16 protein-coding genes are annotated in these 14,519 nt (G+C 48.6%); 14 read left to right on the plus strand and 2 right to left on the minus strand.

What is annotated here, in order from left to right; translation table 11 throughout:
* Positions 1–85: 85 nt before the first annotated feature.
* On the minus strand, positions 86–1,276 hold the full coding sequence (locus NYE37_RS01225; protein WP_037998222.1) for a ParM/StbA family protein: 1,191 nt from the start codon (positions 1,274–1,276) through the stop codon (positions 86–88).
* 414 nt (positions 1,277–1,690) lie between these two features.
* Between NYE37_RS01225 and noc the strand changes: the two genes are divergently transcribed.
* The 4 genes from noc to NYE37_RS01245 all read left to right on the plus strand — a co-directional run bounded on the left by noc (position 1,691) and on the right by NYE37_RS01245 (position 5,490).
* A complete protein-coding gene (gene noc / locus NYE37_RS01230; protein WP_340711720.1) occupies positions 1,691–2,527 on the plus strand; it encodes a nucleoid occlusion protein in 837 nt (278 codons plus the stop codon).
* A 175-nt stretch (positions 2,528–2,702) separates the two neighbouring features.
* A complete protein-coding gene (locus tag NYE37_RS01235) occupies positions 2,703–3,473 on the plus strand; it encodes a ParA family protein (protein WP_049720741.1) in 771 nt (256 codons plus the stop codon).
* On the plus strand, positions 3,460–4,329 hold the full coding sequence (locus NYE37_RS01240; RefSeq protein WP_037998216.1) for a ParB/RepB/Spo0J family partition protein: 870 nt from the start codon (positions 3,460–3,462) through the stop codon (positions 4,327–4,329). Before NYE37_RS01235 ends, NYE37_RS01240 begins: the two co-directional genes overlap by 14 nt.
* A gap of 21 nt (positions 4,330–4,350) precedes the next feature.
* Positions 4,351–5,490 carry an aminotransferase class V-fold PLP-dependent enzyme gene (locus NYE37_RS01245; protein ID WP_340711721.1) on the plus strand — a complete coding sequence of 380 codons (1,140 nt, stop codon included), beginning with the start codon at positions 4,351–4,353 and terminating at the stop codon, positions 5,488–5,490.
* Positions 5,491–5,584: 94 nt separating this feature from the next.
* Here the strand turns inward: NYE37_RS01245 and yyaC are convergent, their stop codons facing one another.
* A complete protein-coding gene (gene yyaC, locus NYE37_RS01250; RefSeq protein WP_082240796.1) occupies positions 5,585–6,190 on the minus strand; it encodes a spore protease YyaC in 606 nt (201 codons plus the stop codon).
* Positions 6,191–6,519: 329 nt separating this feature from the next.
* Between yyaC and NYE37_RS01255 the strand changes: the two genes are divergently transcribed.
* The 10 genes from NYE37_RS01255 (at position 6,520) to dnaB (ending at position 14,515) form a co-directional block, all read left to right on the plus strand.
* Entirely contained in the window at positions 6,520–6,723 is a 204-nt protein-coding gene (locus NYE37_RS01255) for a DUF951 domain-containing protein (protein ID WP_037998213.1), read from the plus strand.
* A gap of 151 nt (positions 6,724–6,874) precedes the next feature.
* Positions 6,875–7,975, plus strand: a complete 1,101-nt coding sequence (gene ychF / locus NYE37_RS01260; protein WP_037998211.1) for a redox-regulated ATPase YchF — start codon at positions 6,875–6,877, stop codon at positions 7,973–7,975.
* 170 nt (positions 7,976–8,145) lie between these two features.
* Entirely contained in the window at positions 8,146–8,442 is a 297-nt protein-coding gene (gene rpsF, locus NYE37_RS01265) for a 30S ribosomal protein S6 (protein ID WP_037998208.1), read from the plus strand.
* Between the two features lie 54 nt (positions 8,443–8,496).
* Complete coding sequence (ssb, locus tag NYE37_RS01270) at positions 8,497–8,961, plus strand: single-stranded DNA-binding protein (RefSeq protein WP_037998204.1); 465 nt, start codon at positions 8,497–8,499, stop codon at positions 8,959–8,961.
* Between the two features lie 35 nt (positions 8,962–8,996).
* The gene (gene rpsR, locus NYE37_RS01275) at positions 8,997–9,224 is read left to right on the plus strand and encodes a 30S ribosomal protein S18 (RefSeq protein WP_037998203.1); all 228 of its coding nucleotides are present in this window, start codon (positions 8,997–8,999) and stop codon (positions 9,222–9,224) included.
* Positions 9,225–9,334: 110 nt separating this feature from the next.
* A complete protein-coding gene (locus tag NYE37_RS01280; RefSeq protein ID WP_037998200.1) occupies positions 9,335–9,646 on the plus strand; it encodes a MazG-like family protein in 312 nt (103 codons plus the stop codon).
* 16 nt (positions 9,647–9,662) lie between these two features.
* A complete protein-coding gene (locus NYE37_RS01285) occupies positions 9,663–10,565 on the plus strand; it encodes a DUF2232 domain-containing protein (protein ID WP_231855196.1) in 903 nt (300 codons plus the stop codon).
* Positions 10,566–10,691: 126 nt separating this feature from the next.
* The gene (locus NYE37_RS01290; protein WP_037998197.1) at positions 10,692–12,668 is read left to right on the plus strand and encodes a DHH family phosphoesterase; all 1,977 of its coding nucleotides are present in this window, start codon (positions 10,692–10,694) and stop codon (positions 12,666–12,668) included.
* Positions 12,665–13,111, plus strand: a complete 447-nt coding sequence (rplI, locus tag NYE37_RS01295) for a 50S ribosomal protein L9 (protein ID WP_037998194.1) — start codon at positions 12,665–12,667, stop codon at positions 13,109–13,111. Before NYE37_RS01290 ends, rplI begins: the two co-directional genes overlap by 4 nt.
* 54 nt (positions 13,112–13,165) lie before the next feature.
* Complete coding sequence (dnaB, locus tag NYE37_RS01300; protein WP_037998192.1) at positions 13,166–14,515, plus strand: replicative DNA helicase; 1,350 nt, start codon at positions 13,166–13,168, stop codon at positions 14,513–14,515.
* Positions 14,516–14,519: the final 4 nt, after the last annotated feature.

Raw genomic sequence — 14,519 nt, forward strand, 5'->3', positions numbered from 1 at the left:
TTTTTGTTTATTTGACAAATTTCCTCAATGGAAAGCCCATGAAAAGTTTTCCCCCAAGGATTTCCTTGGGGGGTGAATCGCTTTTTTATTTTTTCCCGGATTTCCGATCTTTCTTTTGCTGGGTGTCCCCGAATTTATCAGGAACGTTAAACTCTTGGTGAATGGAGGCTGCCGCTTCCATCATTTCTTTGGATGATGCGGTGCGCGCTTTGGATTGGGCAAATTTGCACAATCCGAAGCCGTTGGCAAATTGGGCTTCGATTCCATAGTCTTCGGAGAAGATCAGTTTATCGCCGAAGCGTTCCCGGTAAAATGGTTTGAACGGAATCGAAGCTCCGCCGGTGAGGATGATATAAGTGATGTCGTCACCATAATCCAGGCGGTGCCAGACTTCATCCACCAAAGCTTCGCCCACTTCCTTGATCGATTCCTGAACGATGGCACTGACATCATATGATTTTCCTTTGAAACTGATTTCGCCGGAACGGACGATCCTAGGCAGGCTCCATAACGGATACTCTTTTCCGTTTCCGTCTTTATCCGCGTTCCGGGTGAATTCAAGCAAGCGCTTCGTCAGGTTTTGGTAAACGCCCAACATAGCATGGCGGGAGGTGAAGCTTTGGCGTTTGATGATCGTTTCCCCGTGCAGGGTTTCGATGTCCGAAGTACCAAAGCCCAAATCGTTGATGCTCACTTTTTGGATAAACAAGTCTTCATTGAGCAGTTTTCCTTCGCGGTCCAAGGCGATGTGGAACAAGGTTGCCATGGGTTGACTGATAACGAAAAGGTTTTCCTGTTTAATTTCAAACTCGATTTTGCGCCAAGGTAAGTTCCCTTGTTTCACTTCAAAACTGTGTTTCCCGATGAGACGGCGTTTCAATTCATCTTTGTAATCGATGTAGTTGTCCGTCGGCAGGGCCACCGCAACGACCGGTTCCGTCGATCCTTGCAGCATGAGGCCGGTGCTGACACGGAACATGATCAAGTATTCTTGTTCCCGGAACCAGGTCGGGCTGAAGAGACGACGTTTGTGTGAATCGAAAAGTTCGTCATCCCCGGCTTGCTCAATGGCCAGCTTTCCGCAGAACCATTCGCGGTCCCCTTCATGTTCCCGATACATGATGTTATGGGGATCGTTGTTATAGGTGATTTCCCCCACACGGTTTGGCACAACCATGTTCCGGATGAACATTTTATAAAACTTTCCATTCGCCCGGGTCACTACTTTGGTACCATAGTATCCTTGGTCATTTCCTATGTATACAGGTACGCTCATTTTTGAAATATCCTCCTCAAGTGATGAAATCCCCTTCTTCCCACGATTCTATCAATTGTGAAGGTAAAGGGTCAACAGAATAAAGTGAATCTTCACCAGCTTATAACGGGTTTTTTAGATTTGTAAATTCTTTTATATCGAAAGGCAGGGGGAGAAGGTTTGCGTCGATGTATCAGACCTTTCTTTCCACGATAAAGTTTCCGGATTCTCCCCTGTTTTTTAACCAAATGGTGAAAGGAACGGGTTTGGCATGATAAACTTTCCTCTCATATCATACAACGAAACCGGTCATGTTCCACGTGGAACATGTGAATCTTTTTCTATAATGTTTCGGGAAAGAAGGGGGTTGAACGATCAAAGCGAAAAGGTATATTAGGTGATTCCGTGACCTGAGTTGACCGTAAGGTGGTGTCTGTGTTCATGAGACAGTCTTTCACGAGATTATTCGGTCTGAAAGAGAAAGAACAAGAACAAGAGGTTCATCCGGATCAAGTCATGCAGATTCCCGTAAATGAAATTGAACCCAGTCCCTATCAACCCCGCACGATTTTTGATGAGGAACGAATTGATGAATTGTGCCAAACCATCCGTATGCACGGGGTTATTCAGCCTGTCGTGGTGCGCCGCACCGAACGCTGTTATGAGTTGGTTGCAGGTGAGCGCAGATTGCGTGCGGTAAAAAAATTGGGGCTGGACCGGATTCCTGCAGTGATTCGGGAGATGGATGATCATCAAGCGGCGGCGGCTTCCCTCATTGAAAATTTGCAGCGTGAGGAATTGACAGCCATTGAAGAAGCACATGCATATCAACGGTTGATGGAGGTTCACCAGTTGACACAGGAAGGCCTCGCGCAAAAGTTGGGAAAAGGGCAGTCGACCATCGCCAACAAATTGAGGCTTTTGCAGTTGCCGGCCGAAGTGCAGGAAGCATTGCAGAAACGGATGATCACTGAACGTCATGCACGGGCGCTCCTTCCGTTAAAAGAGGGGTTTTTACAACAACAAGTCCTGGAAGAGATTTTGGCCAAAGGGTGGAATGTAAAGCAAACGGAAGAACGGGTCAAAAAGCTTCTGGTCAAAGAAACCAATAAACAGCAAGCCAAACGAAAGTCGGTCACGCGTGATTTTCGCATTGCCATGAACACCATCCGCCAATCGGTGGATCTGGTGAAGAAAACAGGCATGGATGTCATGGTGGATGAGCGGGAACATGAAAATTTTGTTGAAGTGATCATCCGCCTTCCCAAGTGACGGAAAACGGGTTTCTGAATTTGATTTTATCTTTTTTTCTTTCTTTTTTATCATTAAAATAAGAGGAGAAATGGATGGGTCTGTGAGGCAATGATTCGCCTCATTTTCTTTTCGTACATAGGCTGGTTCGGCGGTGTGGTTCGGAAAACAAAAAGTCCGAAAATGAGGTGGGATAATGGGCAAAGTAATTGCAATCGCAAACCAAAAGGGGGGCGTTGGGAAAACGACAACCTCAGTCAATCTGGCGGCAAGCCTTGCGGCGATGGGGAAAAAGGTTTTACTGGTGGATATTGATCCGCAGGGGAACTCGACCAGTGGACTCGGGATCAACAAAGCGGACGTGAAGCAGTGTGTATATGACATTTTGGTGGATGAAGTTCCGGCAGAAAAGGTGGTTTTGCCCACTGAGGTTGAGAATTTATCGATTATTCCCGCAACCATTCAGTTGGCAGGGGTTGAAATTGAACTGTCTCAGGCCATCTCACGGGAATTGCGGTTAAAAAGAGCATTGAAAAATGCAGCCCAACATTATCATTACATTTTTATCGATTGTCCTCCGTCGTTGGGGATCATTACGCTGAATGCGTTAACAGCTGCCAAATCTGTCCTGATTCCCATCCAATGCGAGTTTTATGCTTTGGAAGGATTGGGACAACTATTAAATACAATTCGCATCGTACAAAAACATTTGAACAAGGGACTGGAAATTGAAGGTGTGTTGTTGACCATGTTTGACGGGCGCACCAATCTGTCAGTCCAAGTGATGGAAGAAGTGAAAAAGTATTTTCAACAAAAAGTTTATGAAACGGTGATTCCGCGGAATGTCCGGCTGAGTGAGGCTCCCAGCCATGGCAAGCCGATCACGATTTATGATGCCCGCTCCCGGGGTGCGGAATGTTATAATCAACTGGCCAGAGAAGTGGTGATGAATAATGAGCAATTCTAAAGGTTTGGGACGGGGATTGGGTGCGCTGTTTCAACCGATTGATGTGGAGGACGGGGATGAAACCGTCCATGAAGCGGAGATTTCCGAGTTGCGCGCCAACCCTTATCAGCCTCGTAAAGAGTTTGATCCCGACTCCCTGCAGGAATTGGCAGAGTCCATTAAGCAACACGGGGTTGTCCAACCGTTAATCGTAAGAAAAAGCATTCGCGGATATGAAATTGTGGCGGGAGAGCGTCGTTTCCGGGCTGCCCAAGAAGTCGGGCTGGAACGGGTTCCGGTGGTGGTGCGCGATTTTACCGATGAACAGATGATGGAAATCGCTTTGGTTGAAAATGTTCAGAGGGAGGACTTGAATCCCATTGAGATGGCGCGTGCCTATCAAAAATTGATGGAGCATTTATCCATCACGCAGGAAGAGTTGGCGGCGCGGGTTGGAAAAAGCCGGCCTCATGTCGCGAATTTCCTTCGTTTGCTTCAACTGCCGCCGGAGATTCAGGAGGATGTTTCACGTGGAACATTGTCCATGGGGCATGCCCGGGCATTATTGGGGATCAAAGACCGTGATTTAATGAAGAAACTGGCGGAAAAAGCAAAAAAAGAAAAGCCCAGTGTCCGCCAACTGGAGGAATGGGTGCAGCAATTGAATCAATCCGTTCCGAAAAAGGAAAAGAAAAAGAAGAAAGCGGCAGATCCTTTTATCAAACAATATGAAAACATGTTACAGCAAGTGTTCAGCACGCCGGTGCGCATTAAACACGGAAAGAAAAAAGGAAAAATTGAAATCGAATATTATTCCGAACGGGAACTGGAACGTTTAATTGAAATGTTAAACCGGGATCAGGTGATGACGGATTAACAGTCAAAGGAGAAACGAACCATGATTTATTTTGACAATGCGGCTTCCAGCTGGCCGAAACCTCCGGAAGTGGCGGAAGCTGTGCAACAAGCGATCATGCATGCGGGAGCCAATCCCGGGCGCGGCGGGCATCAACTGGCCCGAAAAGCGGAAGACATCATTGAAGGGACGCGGGGACGATTGTCTGAATTGCTGGGGGTTCATGATCCACAGCATCTGTTGTTTTGTTTCAACACCACCCATGCCATCAATATGGCGTTGAAAGGATTATTGAAAGAAGGGGACCATTTGGTGATCACGGGATGGGAACATAATGCCGTGGCACGCCCCGCCTTTTGGTTGCAGGATCATCACGGAATCGGTGTGAGTGTGGTGGATGTGGATGCCAATGGCGATTGGGTTTCGGCGATCAAACAAGAGATTCGTCCAAATACCCGCTTGTTGGTCACCATCCATGGATCCAATGTAACGGGAGAATGCCTGCCGGTGTTGGAAATCGGAGAGTTCGCCCGTGAACAGGGGATTTATTATCTGGTGGATGCAGCCCAAACCGCCGGTTTGTTTCCGTACCAACTCGATCAAATGCCCATTGACATGCTGGCATTTCCCGGACACAAAAGCTTATTGGGACCGCAAGGAACGGGAGGTTTATATGTGGCCCCGAATGTTCCGTTAACTCCCTGGATGCAAGGGGGAACCGGGACGAAATCGGAAGAGATGGAACAGCCGCAAATCCGTCCGACGGGTTTTGAAAGCGGCACTCCCAATACCCCCGGAGTTGCGGGATTGGGAAAAGGGGTTGATTTTTTATTAAAAACCGGTGTCGAGGCGGTCTGTGAGCATGAACAAGCTTTGACCCGGCAGCTTTGGGAAGGATTGAGGGGGATCGACGGGGTGGAACTGGTGACGGACGCCCCGCCCGCTTTGCCTGTGATTTCATTTAATGTTCAGGGTGTGGACAGTCATGAAGTGGCCATGATCTTGGATCAGCATTATCAAATGGCGGTGCGCGCGGGTTTTCATTGTGCGGCACTGAAACATCGCGGTCTGAAGACGAAAACAGGAACGGTACGGGTGAGTCCGGGGTATTTCAACACCGGGGATGAAGTGGATCAATTGCTTGCTGCGGTGCGGGACATCAGTAAGGCCTATTCCCTGTAAATCTCCACAAGTTTTGCCGTCCTGCCGCAAGAGTGTTCCGGCTGTTTTGGGAAAGGACTTTCCCACGCGTCATGCGCCGAAAAAGGCGCCTTTTTTATGGTTGCAAATACACAGGTTTTTCTTCCGACAGATTGCACACGGCTCGTCTGATGGATGAGGAAATCAGCTCGGCCATTTTCATGACCAGATTCAGCCTCGTATTCTGCAGGACAAAGTATTCCATAAATCCTGCCACGTTGACGATGCCGGTGATATGAATCTGGCCCACTTCCGGCAATTTTTTATGGACGCCGGCCCCGGGTTTCACAGGCCCCGGCCCCGCTTGAATCCAACCCACGTTTTTCATTTGTCCGAGACACGCATCGATGCCAATGATCAGTGCATGAGGGTGAGCGTCTTTAATCTTTGAAAGGGTTTGTTTCAAATTGAGTGCATGAACGGGCGCATCCAGTGTTCCGTACACCGAAAGTGAATCGGGAAGATCTTTCTCCAAAAGGGAGCCGACCAGCGGACCCAACGCATCCCCCGTGGAACGGTCCGTCCCGATGGAGACACAGACGACTTCTTCAAATGGAAAAAAAACAGACATTAATTTTTGCAATTGGCTTGAAAATTGATGTGGAGCATACGGATCACTGTATTCCACCCGAAAAAGGCCGGGGGGTTTCGCGCTGAACCGCGGAGGCATCGTTTCTCGCATTCGGGGGATCCCTTCCTTTACTCTGAAATCTCAAATTCAGTATACGGCTGGAGAGAAGAAAATATACATGCCGAAAAGTCCCACAGGCGTAAAATAAGGCGGATTCTTTTAAAATGAAATATAAATAGATTCAGAGGAAAAGAAGAATGGATCGCTGCAAGCTTCATCGCAAGCTTTTGTTTGCCGGTCCAGCGGCCGGTTCATTTGGGATCCGGTTCCGGGAAACCGGTCTTGTCAAAAGAGGCGGGGAGCCTCCGGAATGTCCGGTTGAATTTTAACGGGTCTCTTTCTATAATGAAGCAATAAAATAGTAAAGAGAGTGATTCCGATTGCAGAGGAAGGAATTTGGCTTAGGGGACATTGTGGAGATGAAAAAACCTCATCCATGCGGAACAAATGCCTGGAAAGTGATTCGCATGGGCGCAGATATCCGGATGAAATGCACCGGCTGTGACCATAGTGTCTTGTTGCCGCGCAGCCGGTTTGAAAGAAGAATGAAGCGGGTTTTGGTTTCGGCAAAAGACTCGGAATAAGAGAACCTCTCTCCCTGAATCGGCCCGGGAGGGAGGTTTTCTTTTTGCGGATGGAAGAGACCTCCCGTTTTACGCTATAATGGACGAGGATTGACGGGGCATAAAAATCCGGTGCGAAAAACCATTTTATAAATAGCAAGGAGGAGCCGATGTGGCGTTAGCAACAGGAATCGTCGGACTTCCCAATGTGGGGAAATCCACTCTATTTAATGCCATCACCCAAGCAGGGGCTGAATCAGCCAACTACCCGTTTTGCACCATTGACCCGAATGTGGGCGTGGTTGACGTTCCGGACGAACGACTGGAGAAAATCGCAGAAATTGTGGGTCCGCAAAAAGTCATACCCACCTCCTTTCAATTTGTCGACATTGCCGGGTTGGTCAAAGGAGCCAGCCGCGGGGAGGGATTGGGAAACAAGTTTTTGTCCCACATCCGCGAGGTGGATGCGATTATCCACGTGGTTCGCTGTTTTGAAAATGAAAACATCACGCATGTCGCGGGAAAAGTGGATCCGGCCGGTGACATTGAGACGATCAATCTGGAGCTGGTATTGGCGGATTTGGAAACCGTGGAAAAGCGGCTGGACCGCGTGGCACGCATCAAGAAAAGCGGAGATAAAGAAGCGGTTTTGGAATTTGACATCCTGACGCGTTTAAAAGAGGCGTTGGCAGAGGGAAAACCGGCCCGCACGGTGGAATTGGACGCGGATGAGAAAAAAATGATCAAAAGCTTAAACCTGCTGACCATGAAAAATATGCTGTATGCAGCCAACGTGAACGAGTCGGATATCGCCGATCCGGAGAATAACGAATATGTCCGGGTGGTCAAAGAGATTGCAGCTGCGGAAGGGGCTGAAGTGGTTCCGATCAGTGCGCAGGTGGAAGCAGAAATCGCCGAGTTGGATCAGGAAGAGCGGCAATTATTCCTGGAAGAGCTGGGACTCCGTTCTTCCGGAATGGACCGGTTGATTGCGGCGGCCTACCGCCTGTTGGGATTGATGACCTACTTTACGGCGGGGGAAAAAGAAGTGCGCGCCTGGACCATCCGCAAAGGAACGAAAGCGCCGCAAGCCGCCGGGGTGATCCACTCCGATTTTGAGCGCGGGTTTATCCGTGCGGAGGTTTTGTCCTATGAGGATTTGATCCGCTCCGGATCCCTGGCCAATGCCCGGGAGAAAGGATTGCTCCGGTTGGAAGGAAAAGATTATATCGTCCAGGACGGAGACATTATCACTTTCCGTTTTAATGTTTAAGGTTGAGAAAACCGGAAAGAGCAAAAATTTCAATGCCGGATGCGCATCCCCCGTATTGATTTATGACGGTGGCTTTGTTAGAATTAAATATCGTATTGTACATGGGCGATGATACGCTCCTTGCTCTGCCGGGAAGGCAGGGCCGAAAGTCCAGAAGGAGGTGGAAAGAGATGCAACACAGCTATGAAATGATGTATATTGTTCGTCCGGATGTGGATGAAGAAACATTGCAGGCAACCCGTGATAAAGTGGCGCAAACCATCAAAGCAAACAAAGGTGAAATCACCGATACCGATGACATGGGAAAACGCCGCTTTGCTTACGAGATCAATCACTATCGCGAAGGCTATTACACCGTTGTGAACTTCCAAGCGGATGCCGAAGTGATTGACGAGCTTGATTACACGATCCGGATCAATGACAACATTTTGCGTCATTTGATCATCAATGTGGACGAGAAAAAATAATTGGAACGTTGGAATAGATTCAAAGGTTGATCACGGGAAAGGGAGAGGTTTGTCATGATAAATCGGGTCATCCTGGTCGGGCGTTTGACGCGGGATCCGGAGCTTCGTTACACTCCGAGCGGTATCGCCGTGGTGCGATTCAATGTTGCGGTGAACCGGAATTACTTGAATCAGCGCGGCGAACGTGAAGCAGATTTTATCAATATTGTCGCTTGGCGGAATTTGGCGGAAAACTGTGCCAACTATTTGCGGAAAGGTTCGTTGGTTGGGATTGACGGACGTTTGCAAACCGGAAAATATGAGAACCAGGAAGGACGGACGGTCTATACAACCGATGTCGTTGCGGAAGATGTCCGGTTCTTGGAACCGCGCAACCGGAATGCGGAATCCGGCGGTGCTTTTGGAGCTTCTGACAACAGTCGGAACGGAAACAGTTACAGCCAGAACACGCCGTTGGATGACCCCTTTGCCGATGACGGACAACCGATTGATATCTCTGACGATGATCTTCCTTTCTGAGCACAAAAACGGTTTAAGGGAGGAGGGATGGTCTCATGGCACGCCGTCGTGGGAATAAGCGCCGTAAAGTTTGCTACTTTACAGCGAATAAAATCGAATACATCGATTACAAAGATGTTGATTTGCTGCGCAAGTTTATCAGCGAACGCGGCAAAATTTTACCCCGTCGTGTAACGGGAACCAGTTCCAAATATCAACGCCAGTTGACACGTGCGATCAAACGTGCACGTCAAATGGCTCTGTTGCCATATACCAATGATTGATCGAGAGCAGGGGTGGATGACGCCCCTGTTTTTCATATAAAAAGCAGGAAAACGCGAATCATCTGTGGAAACTTCTCCTAAATATGTTGGGTTTTGGAGGAGTGCAACCAATGAGTCGGCCTGAGCGGGGGTTACAATTCGCAAAGAGCATAAAGATTGTGGATTGGTTGAAGACAGAAATCCTGGATCAAATTGCCGCTTTGTTCCGGGCGATTTATTCAGCCAATCAGCATTTGATGATAGACAGTTTGTCCAGCTTGGTGATTTCGGTGTATGTATTGGCACGGAGAATGGGTTTTTCTTTCAGTGAATTGGATCAATCGGTTTCGCAAAAGTTGCGTGAACACGCCCGGGACGGGCACCAGCTGGAGAAATGGTATGGTGATTTGTCAAAACTGGACGAGTATCTAAACAAGAGGTGACGGATATTTGCCGCAAATGGACAAAGGTTGGATAAAAGACAGCTTCCTGTACACAGGGCTGTTTCTCTTCTTGCTGGCCTCCATTCACATTCCTTTTATCCAATGGCTTGCATTGTGGATCATTCCTTTTCCTTTTTTTATGTTGCGCGTGAAACAGCCGGTCAGTGCAATGGTTGTTCCGCTATTGGGCCTCTTCATCATGTTTCTCATCGGCATTCCGCTTTGGTACATCCTGCTCGGTGTTTCGGCCGGGTGCGTCGGCGTGGTGATGGGAAGCTTATACGCCCAAACCAGGATGACCGGAACCGATGTGGTATTGGGCGGATTGGTCAGCGGATTGATCGTCTCCGTCATGACCATGAGTGTGATGCAATGGGCCTTCGGGTTTTTTGACCGGTTAAATGCCCTGTGGTTGAATGAATGGCATCAGGCCCAAAAAATTTTGCAAGAATCGGGAGTGTCGGTGCCCGGGGAAATCATCCCGCCGTTGGAAGCTTTTGTGCTCATCTTTTTGTTGATGGCTTTATTGCCCATGGTATTGATAACGTTTGCGGTCGCCAAAAGACGGCTCGTATCCAAAGGATATGAAAGCAAATCGCTCCCTCCGTTTTATGAGTGGCGTTTGCCGAAGGTATTCTTTTATTTTTTTGTCATTGTGTTGCTGTTGCAGTGGCTTGCGGTCACGGAGGAGTACGGGAAAAATTTCCATTGGATCATCAGCGCCCTGCTGATTTTGCATGTCTTGTTTTTTATCCAAGGCTTGTCATTGATTGCGTTTTTGCTGAAACAAAAAAGAAAAAGCATGGTGTGGCTGGCACCGGCGGTTTTGTTGGCGTGGTTTCCCCCGGTTTCCTTTGTTATTTTGCTGATGGGGATGATTGATACAGGAACACCCTTGCGGAAAAGAATGCAGAAATGACAACAGGTACTTTATGGAACCGCGGATGTTTCACAAGGGGAGTTGCTCCTTGTGTCAACTAGGGTAAAATAAGAAGGAGAAACGGTTGCATATTGTGATGCATCGGATAGTTTGAGGGTGTATAGGATGCCGAAGTTTGTAATACAAAGATGGCATGGCTATCACATGGTTTTTGCCATGTGTTTCAGCCTGATTTTGATTGCGCTTTTATCGACGTACAAATGGATCTATGGAGTGATCGGTCTCGTTTTTTTTACGGTGTTGGCATGGGTCTTGTACCGGGCCGAGCGTGCCTTTCGCAAGGATTTTACCGAGTATGTGCTGACGCTTGGAAACCGGGTGAAGAACGCGGGACAGACGGCGGTGGATGAGTTGCCGCTGGGGATCCTGCTTTATGACCGGGACGGAAAAATCGAGTGGCATAACACCTTTGTCGAGCGCATGACAGGGCTTGACCGAATGGTGGGCAAGGAAATCGGTGAAGTGCTTCCCTCCTTGAAACAACATGCTTCGGAAAAAGAGGGGAGCTTTACCATGGAGCTGGGGGAGCATATCTATCAAGTCACTCCCCAGTCGGAAGAACGGTTGTACTTCTTCTGGGATGTCACCGAGTTGAGCCGTTTGAAAAAGCAGTTGCATGATGACAGGGCCGTTTTGGGATTTATTCACTTGGATAACTTTGATGAAGCCGGTCAAGGTTTGACGGATCAGGAAAGTACCTTGCTGTTGTCAAACGTGACGAGTGCGATCTCAAAATGGGCACTGGAATATGATATCGCCCTCAAACGAATTGAAACGGATAAAATGTTCTTTGTCACTCAACAGAAATCCTTGGAGAAGTTGATGAAATCCCGTTTTGGAATTTTGGATGTTGTCCGGGAAATGACCCGTCAAAATAAAATTCCGATTACGTTGAGCATTGGGGCAGCCAGTGTCGGCCAAACCATGGCGGAAAGAGTCCAGAATGCACAGGCGGCATTGGACATCACGCTGGCGCGGGGAGGCGATCAAGCAGCAGTCCACGCGGGAGAACAGATTACCTTTTATGGAGGAAAGACCAATGCGGTTGAAAAACGGACCCGCGTCCGGGCAAGGGTGATTTCCCATGCCATGAGCAATTTGTTTCGCGACAGCAAACGGGTTCTGGTGATGGGACATAAGCGCCCGGATATGGATGTGCTCGGAGCGGCCGTCGGTGTGGTCAAATTTGCCACCCTCCATGATTGTGAAGCGGCGATCGTATTGGATGAGGATGAAGACAACCTTTCCATTCAACGCTTGCTGATGGCCTTGAAAAATCATGAGTACCTGAAAGATCATTTGATTTCTCCCGAAAAAGCGATGCATTGGCTGGATGATCCGGACACTTTGTTGATTCTGGTGGATACGCATAAACCTTCGCTCGTGATGGAACCCCGTTTGTTGGATAAGGCCAAACGGGTCGTGGTTATCGATCATCACCGGCGGGGGGAAGATTTTGTTTCGGATCCGGTGCTGGTGTATTTGGAACCCTATGCTTCTTCCACTTGTGAATTGGTGACGGAGCTGCTGCAATACCAAGATGGCCGCCTGCCCATGGATACGCTGGAAGCGACCGCTTTGTTGTCCGGTATTGTGGTGGATACGAAAAATTTTGCTTTTCGTGCCGGGTCCCGCACTTTTGAAGCGGCTTCGTTCTTGCGGCGCCACGGGGCGGACCTGATGATGGTGCAGTCTCTGCTCAAGGAAGATTTGGGGCATTATGTGAAAAGAGCGGAGATCATAAAAAACACCGAAATTTATTTTGAAAACATTGCCGTGGCTCTCGGAAAGGAAGATGAGGAATATCATCAATTGCTGATTGCCCAGGCGGCGGATACTTTGCTCAATATGCAGGGAATCCGCGCTTCATTTGTGATTGGCAAAAGAGAAGACGGATTGGTTTCCATCAGTGCACGGTCTCAAGGAGAAATCAATGTCCAGGTGGTCATGGAGAAAATGGGGGGCGGTGGCCATATGACCAATGCGGCTTGCCAACTGGAACAGGTCTCTTTGGCGGAAGCGAAAGAAAAGTTGCTGAATGTGTTGAATGAAATCTTGGAGAGTGGGGGAGTGAACAGATGAAAGTAATCTTGCTGAAAGATGTGAAAGGTACCGGAAAAAAAGGGGAAGTCAAAGAGGTTGCAGAAGGGTACGCCCGAAATTTCCTGATTCCGCGGAAAATGGCGGTGGCGGCCACACAGGGAAACATGAATGCATTGAAAGACCAAAAACAAAGAGAACAAAGGCGCAAAGAGGAAGAACGGAAAGAGGCAGAGGCTTTGGCAGAAAAGCTGAACAAGATGAAGGTTTCTATCTCCATGAAATTGGGGAAAGACGGAAGGACTTTCGGTTCCATCACTTCCAAACAAATCAGCGAGATATTGAAGAAACAGCATCAAATGAATGTGGATAAGAGAAAGATCCAATTGGATCAGCCCATCCGTTCGCTTGGAGTTACGAAAGTTCCCGTGAAACTTCATCCGGAAGTGACGGCGACACTCGCCGTGCATGTGGTTGAAGAATGAGCGGAAGCACTCCATTGATCTGGAGTGCTTTTTTATGGATCGGAGGGATGTATCATGAGTGATCTTTTCGCGGACCGGCTCCCCCCTCACAACCAGGAAGCGGAACAAGCCGTGTTGGGAGCGGTTTTACTGGACCCCTCTGTGTTAACAACCGTGAATGAGCGATTAAAGCCGGGGGACTTTTATCGCCAGGCTCATCAAAAACTGTTTCAAGTGATGAATGAACTGGACGAAAAAGGTGAACCGGTTGATCTGGTGACGTTAACGGCTGAATTGAATGACCGGAAACTGCTCGACGAAATCGGCGGCGTTCCTTATTTGAACGAATTGGCCAATGCCGTGCCCACCGCGGCGAATGTGGAGTATTACGCCAAAATCGTGGAAGAAAAGGCCATTTTGCGGCGGTTGATTCGCACAGCCACGCAAATTGCCGCGTCCGGTTATTCGGGCCAAGCCGAATTGACTCAAATTTTGAATGAAGCAGAGAGAAAGATTTTGGAGATTTCACAGCGGACGGTTCGTGGGGAGGATTTTGTTTCGATCCACGATGCCTTGATGGAATCCTATGAACAGATTGAGACGCTTCATTTCAACAAGGGCGGGATCAGCGGGATTCCGACCGGTTTTGTCGATTTTGACCGGATGACTTCCGGGCTGAAAGGTTCGGAGCTGATCATTCTGGCTGCGCGTCCCAGTATGGGAAAAACGGCATTTGCACTGAACCTGGCACAAAATGTGGGGGTGCGAAGCGGAAAGACCGTGGCGATTTTCAGCCTGGAGATGTCGGCTTCCCAACTGGTGACCCGGATGTTGGCGGCGGAAGGGAATATCGATGCCCAAGCATTTAGGACCGGTAATTTGAATGAGGAAGATTGGGAAAAACTAACCATGGCGATGAGCACGCTGAGCGAAGCACCGATTTTTATTGATGATACGCCGGGGGTGACGGTGTATGATATCCGGGCGAAACTCCGGCGGTTAAAAGCCGAACACGGTTTGGGGCTCGTGGTGATCGACTATCTGCAACTGATTTCCGGCCGGGGCGGAGACAGCCGCCAACAGGAAATTTCGGAGATCTCCCGTTCCTTGAAGTTGCTGGCCCGCGAGTTTGATGTTCCGGTGATCGCTTTGTCGCAATTATCCCGTGCCGTGGAACAACGTCAGGATAAAAGGCCGATGTTATCCGATCTTCGGGAATCCGGGTCGATTGAGCAGGATGCCGATGTGGTGACCTTTTTGTATCGCGATGATTACTACAACGAGGAATCCGAAAAGCAAAATATCGCAGAGCTGATCATCGGCAAACAGCGGAATGGTCCGGTCGGAAAAGTGGAGCTCTTGTTTTTGAAGAACTATAACAAGTTTTTAAGCTTGGAAATGAACAAAACGCCAATTCCCGAATGATATT

It is taken from the genome of Thermoactinomyces sp. FSL K6-2592, assembly GCF_038006465.1.
GTDB lineage: Bacteria > Bacillota > Bacilli > Thermoactinomycetales > Thermoactinomycetaceae > Thermoactinomyces > Thermoactinomyces vulgaris.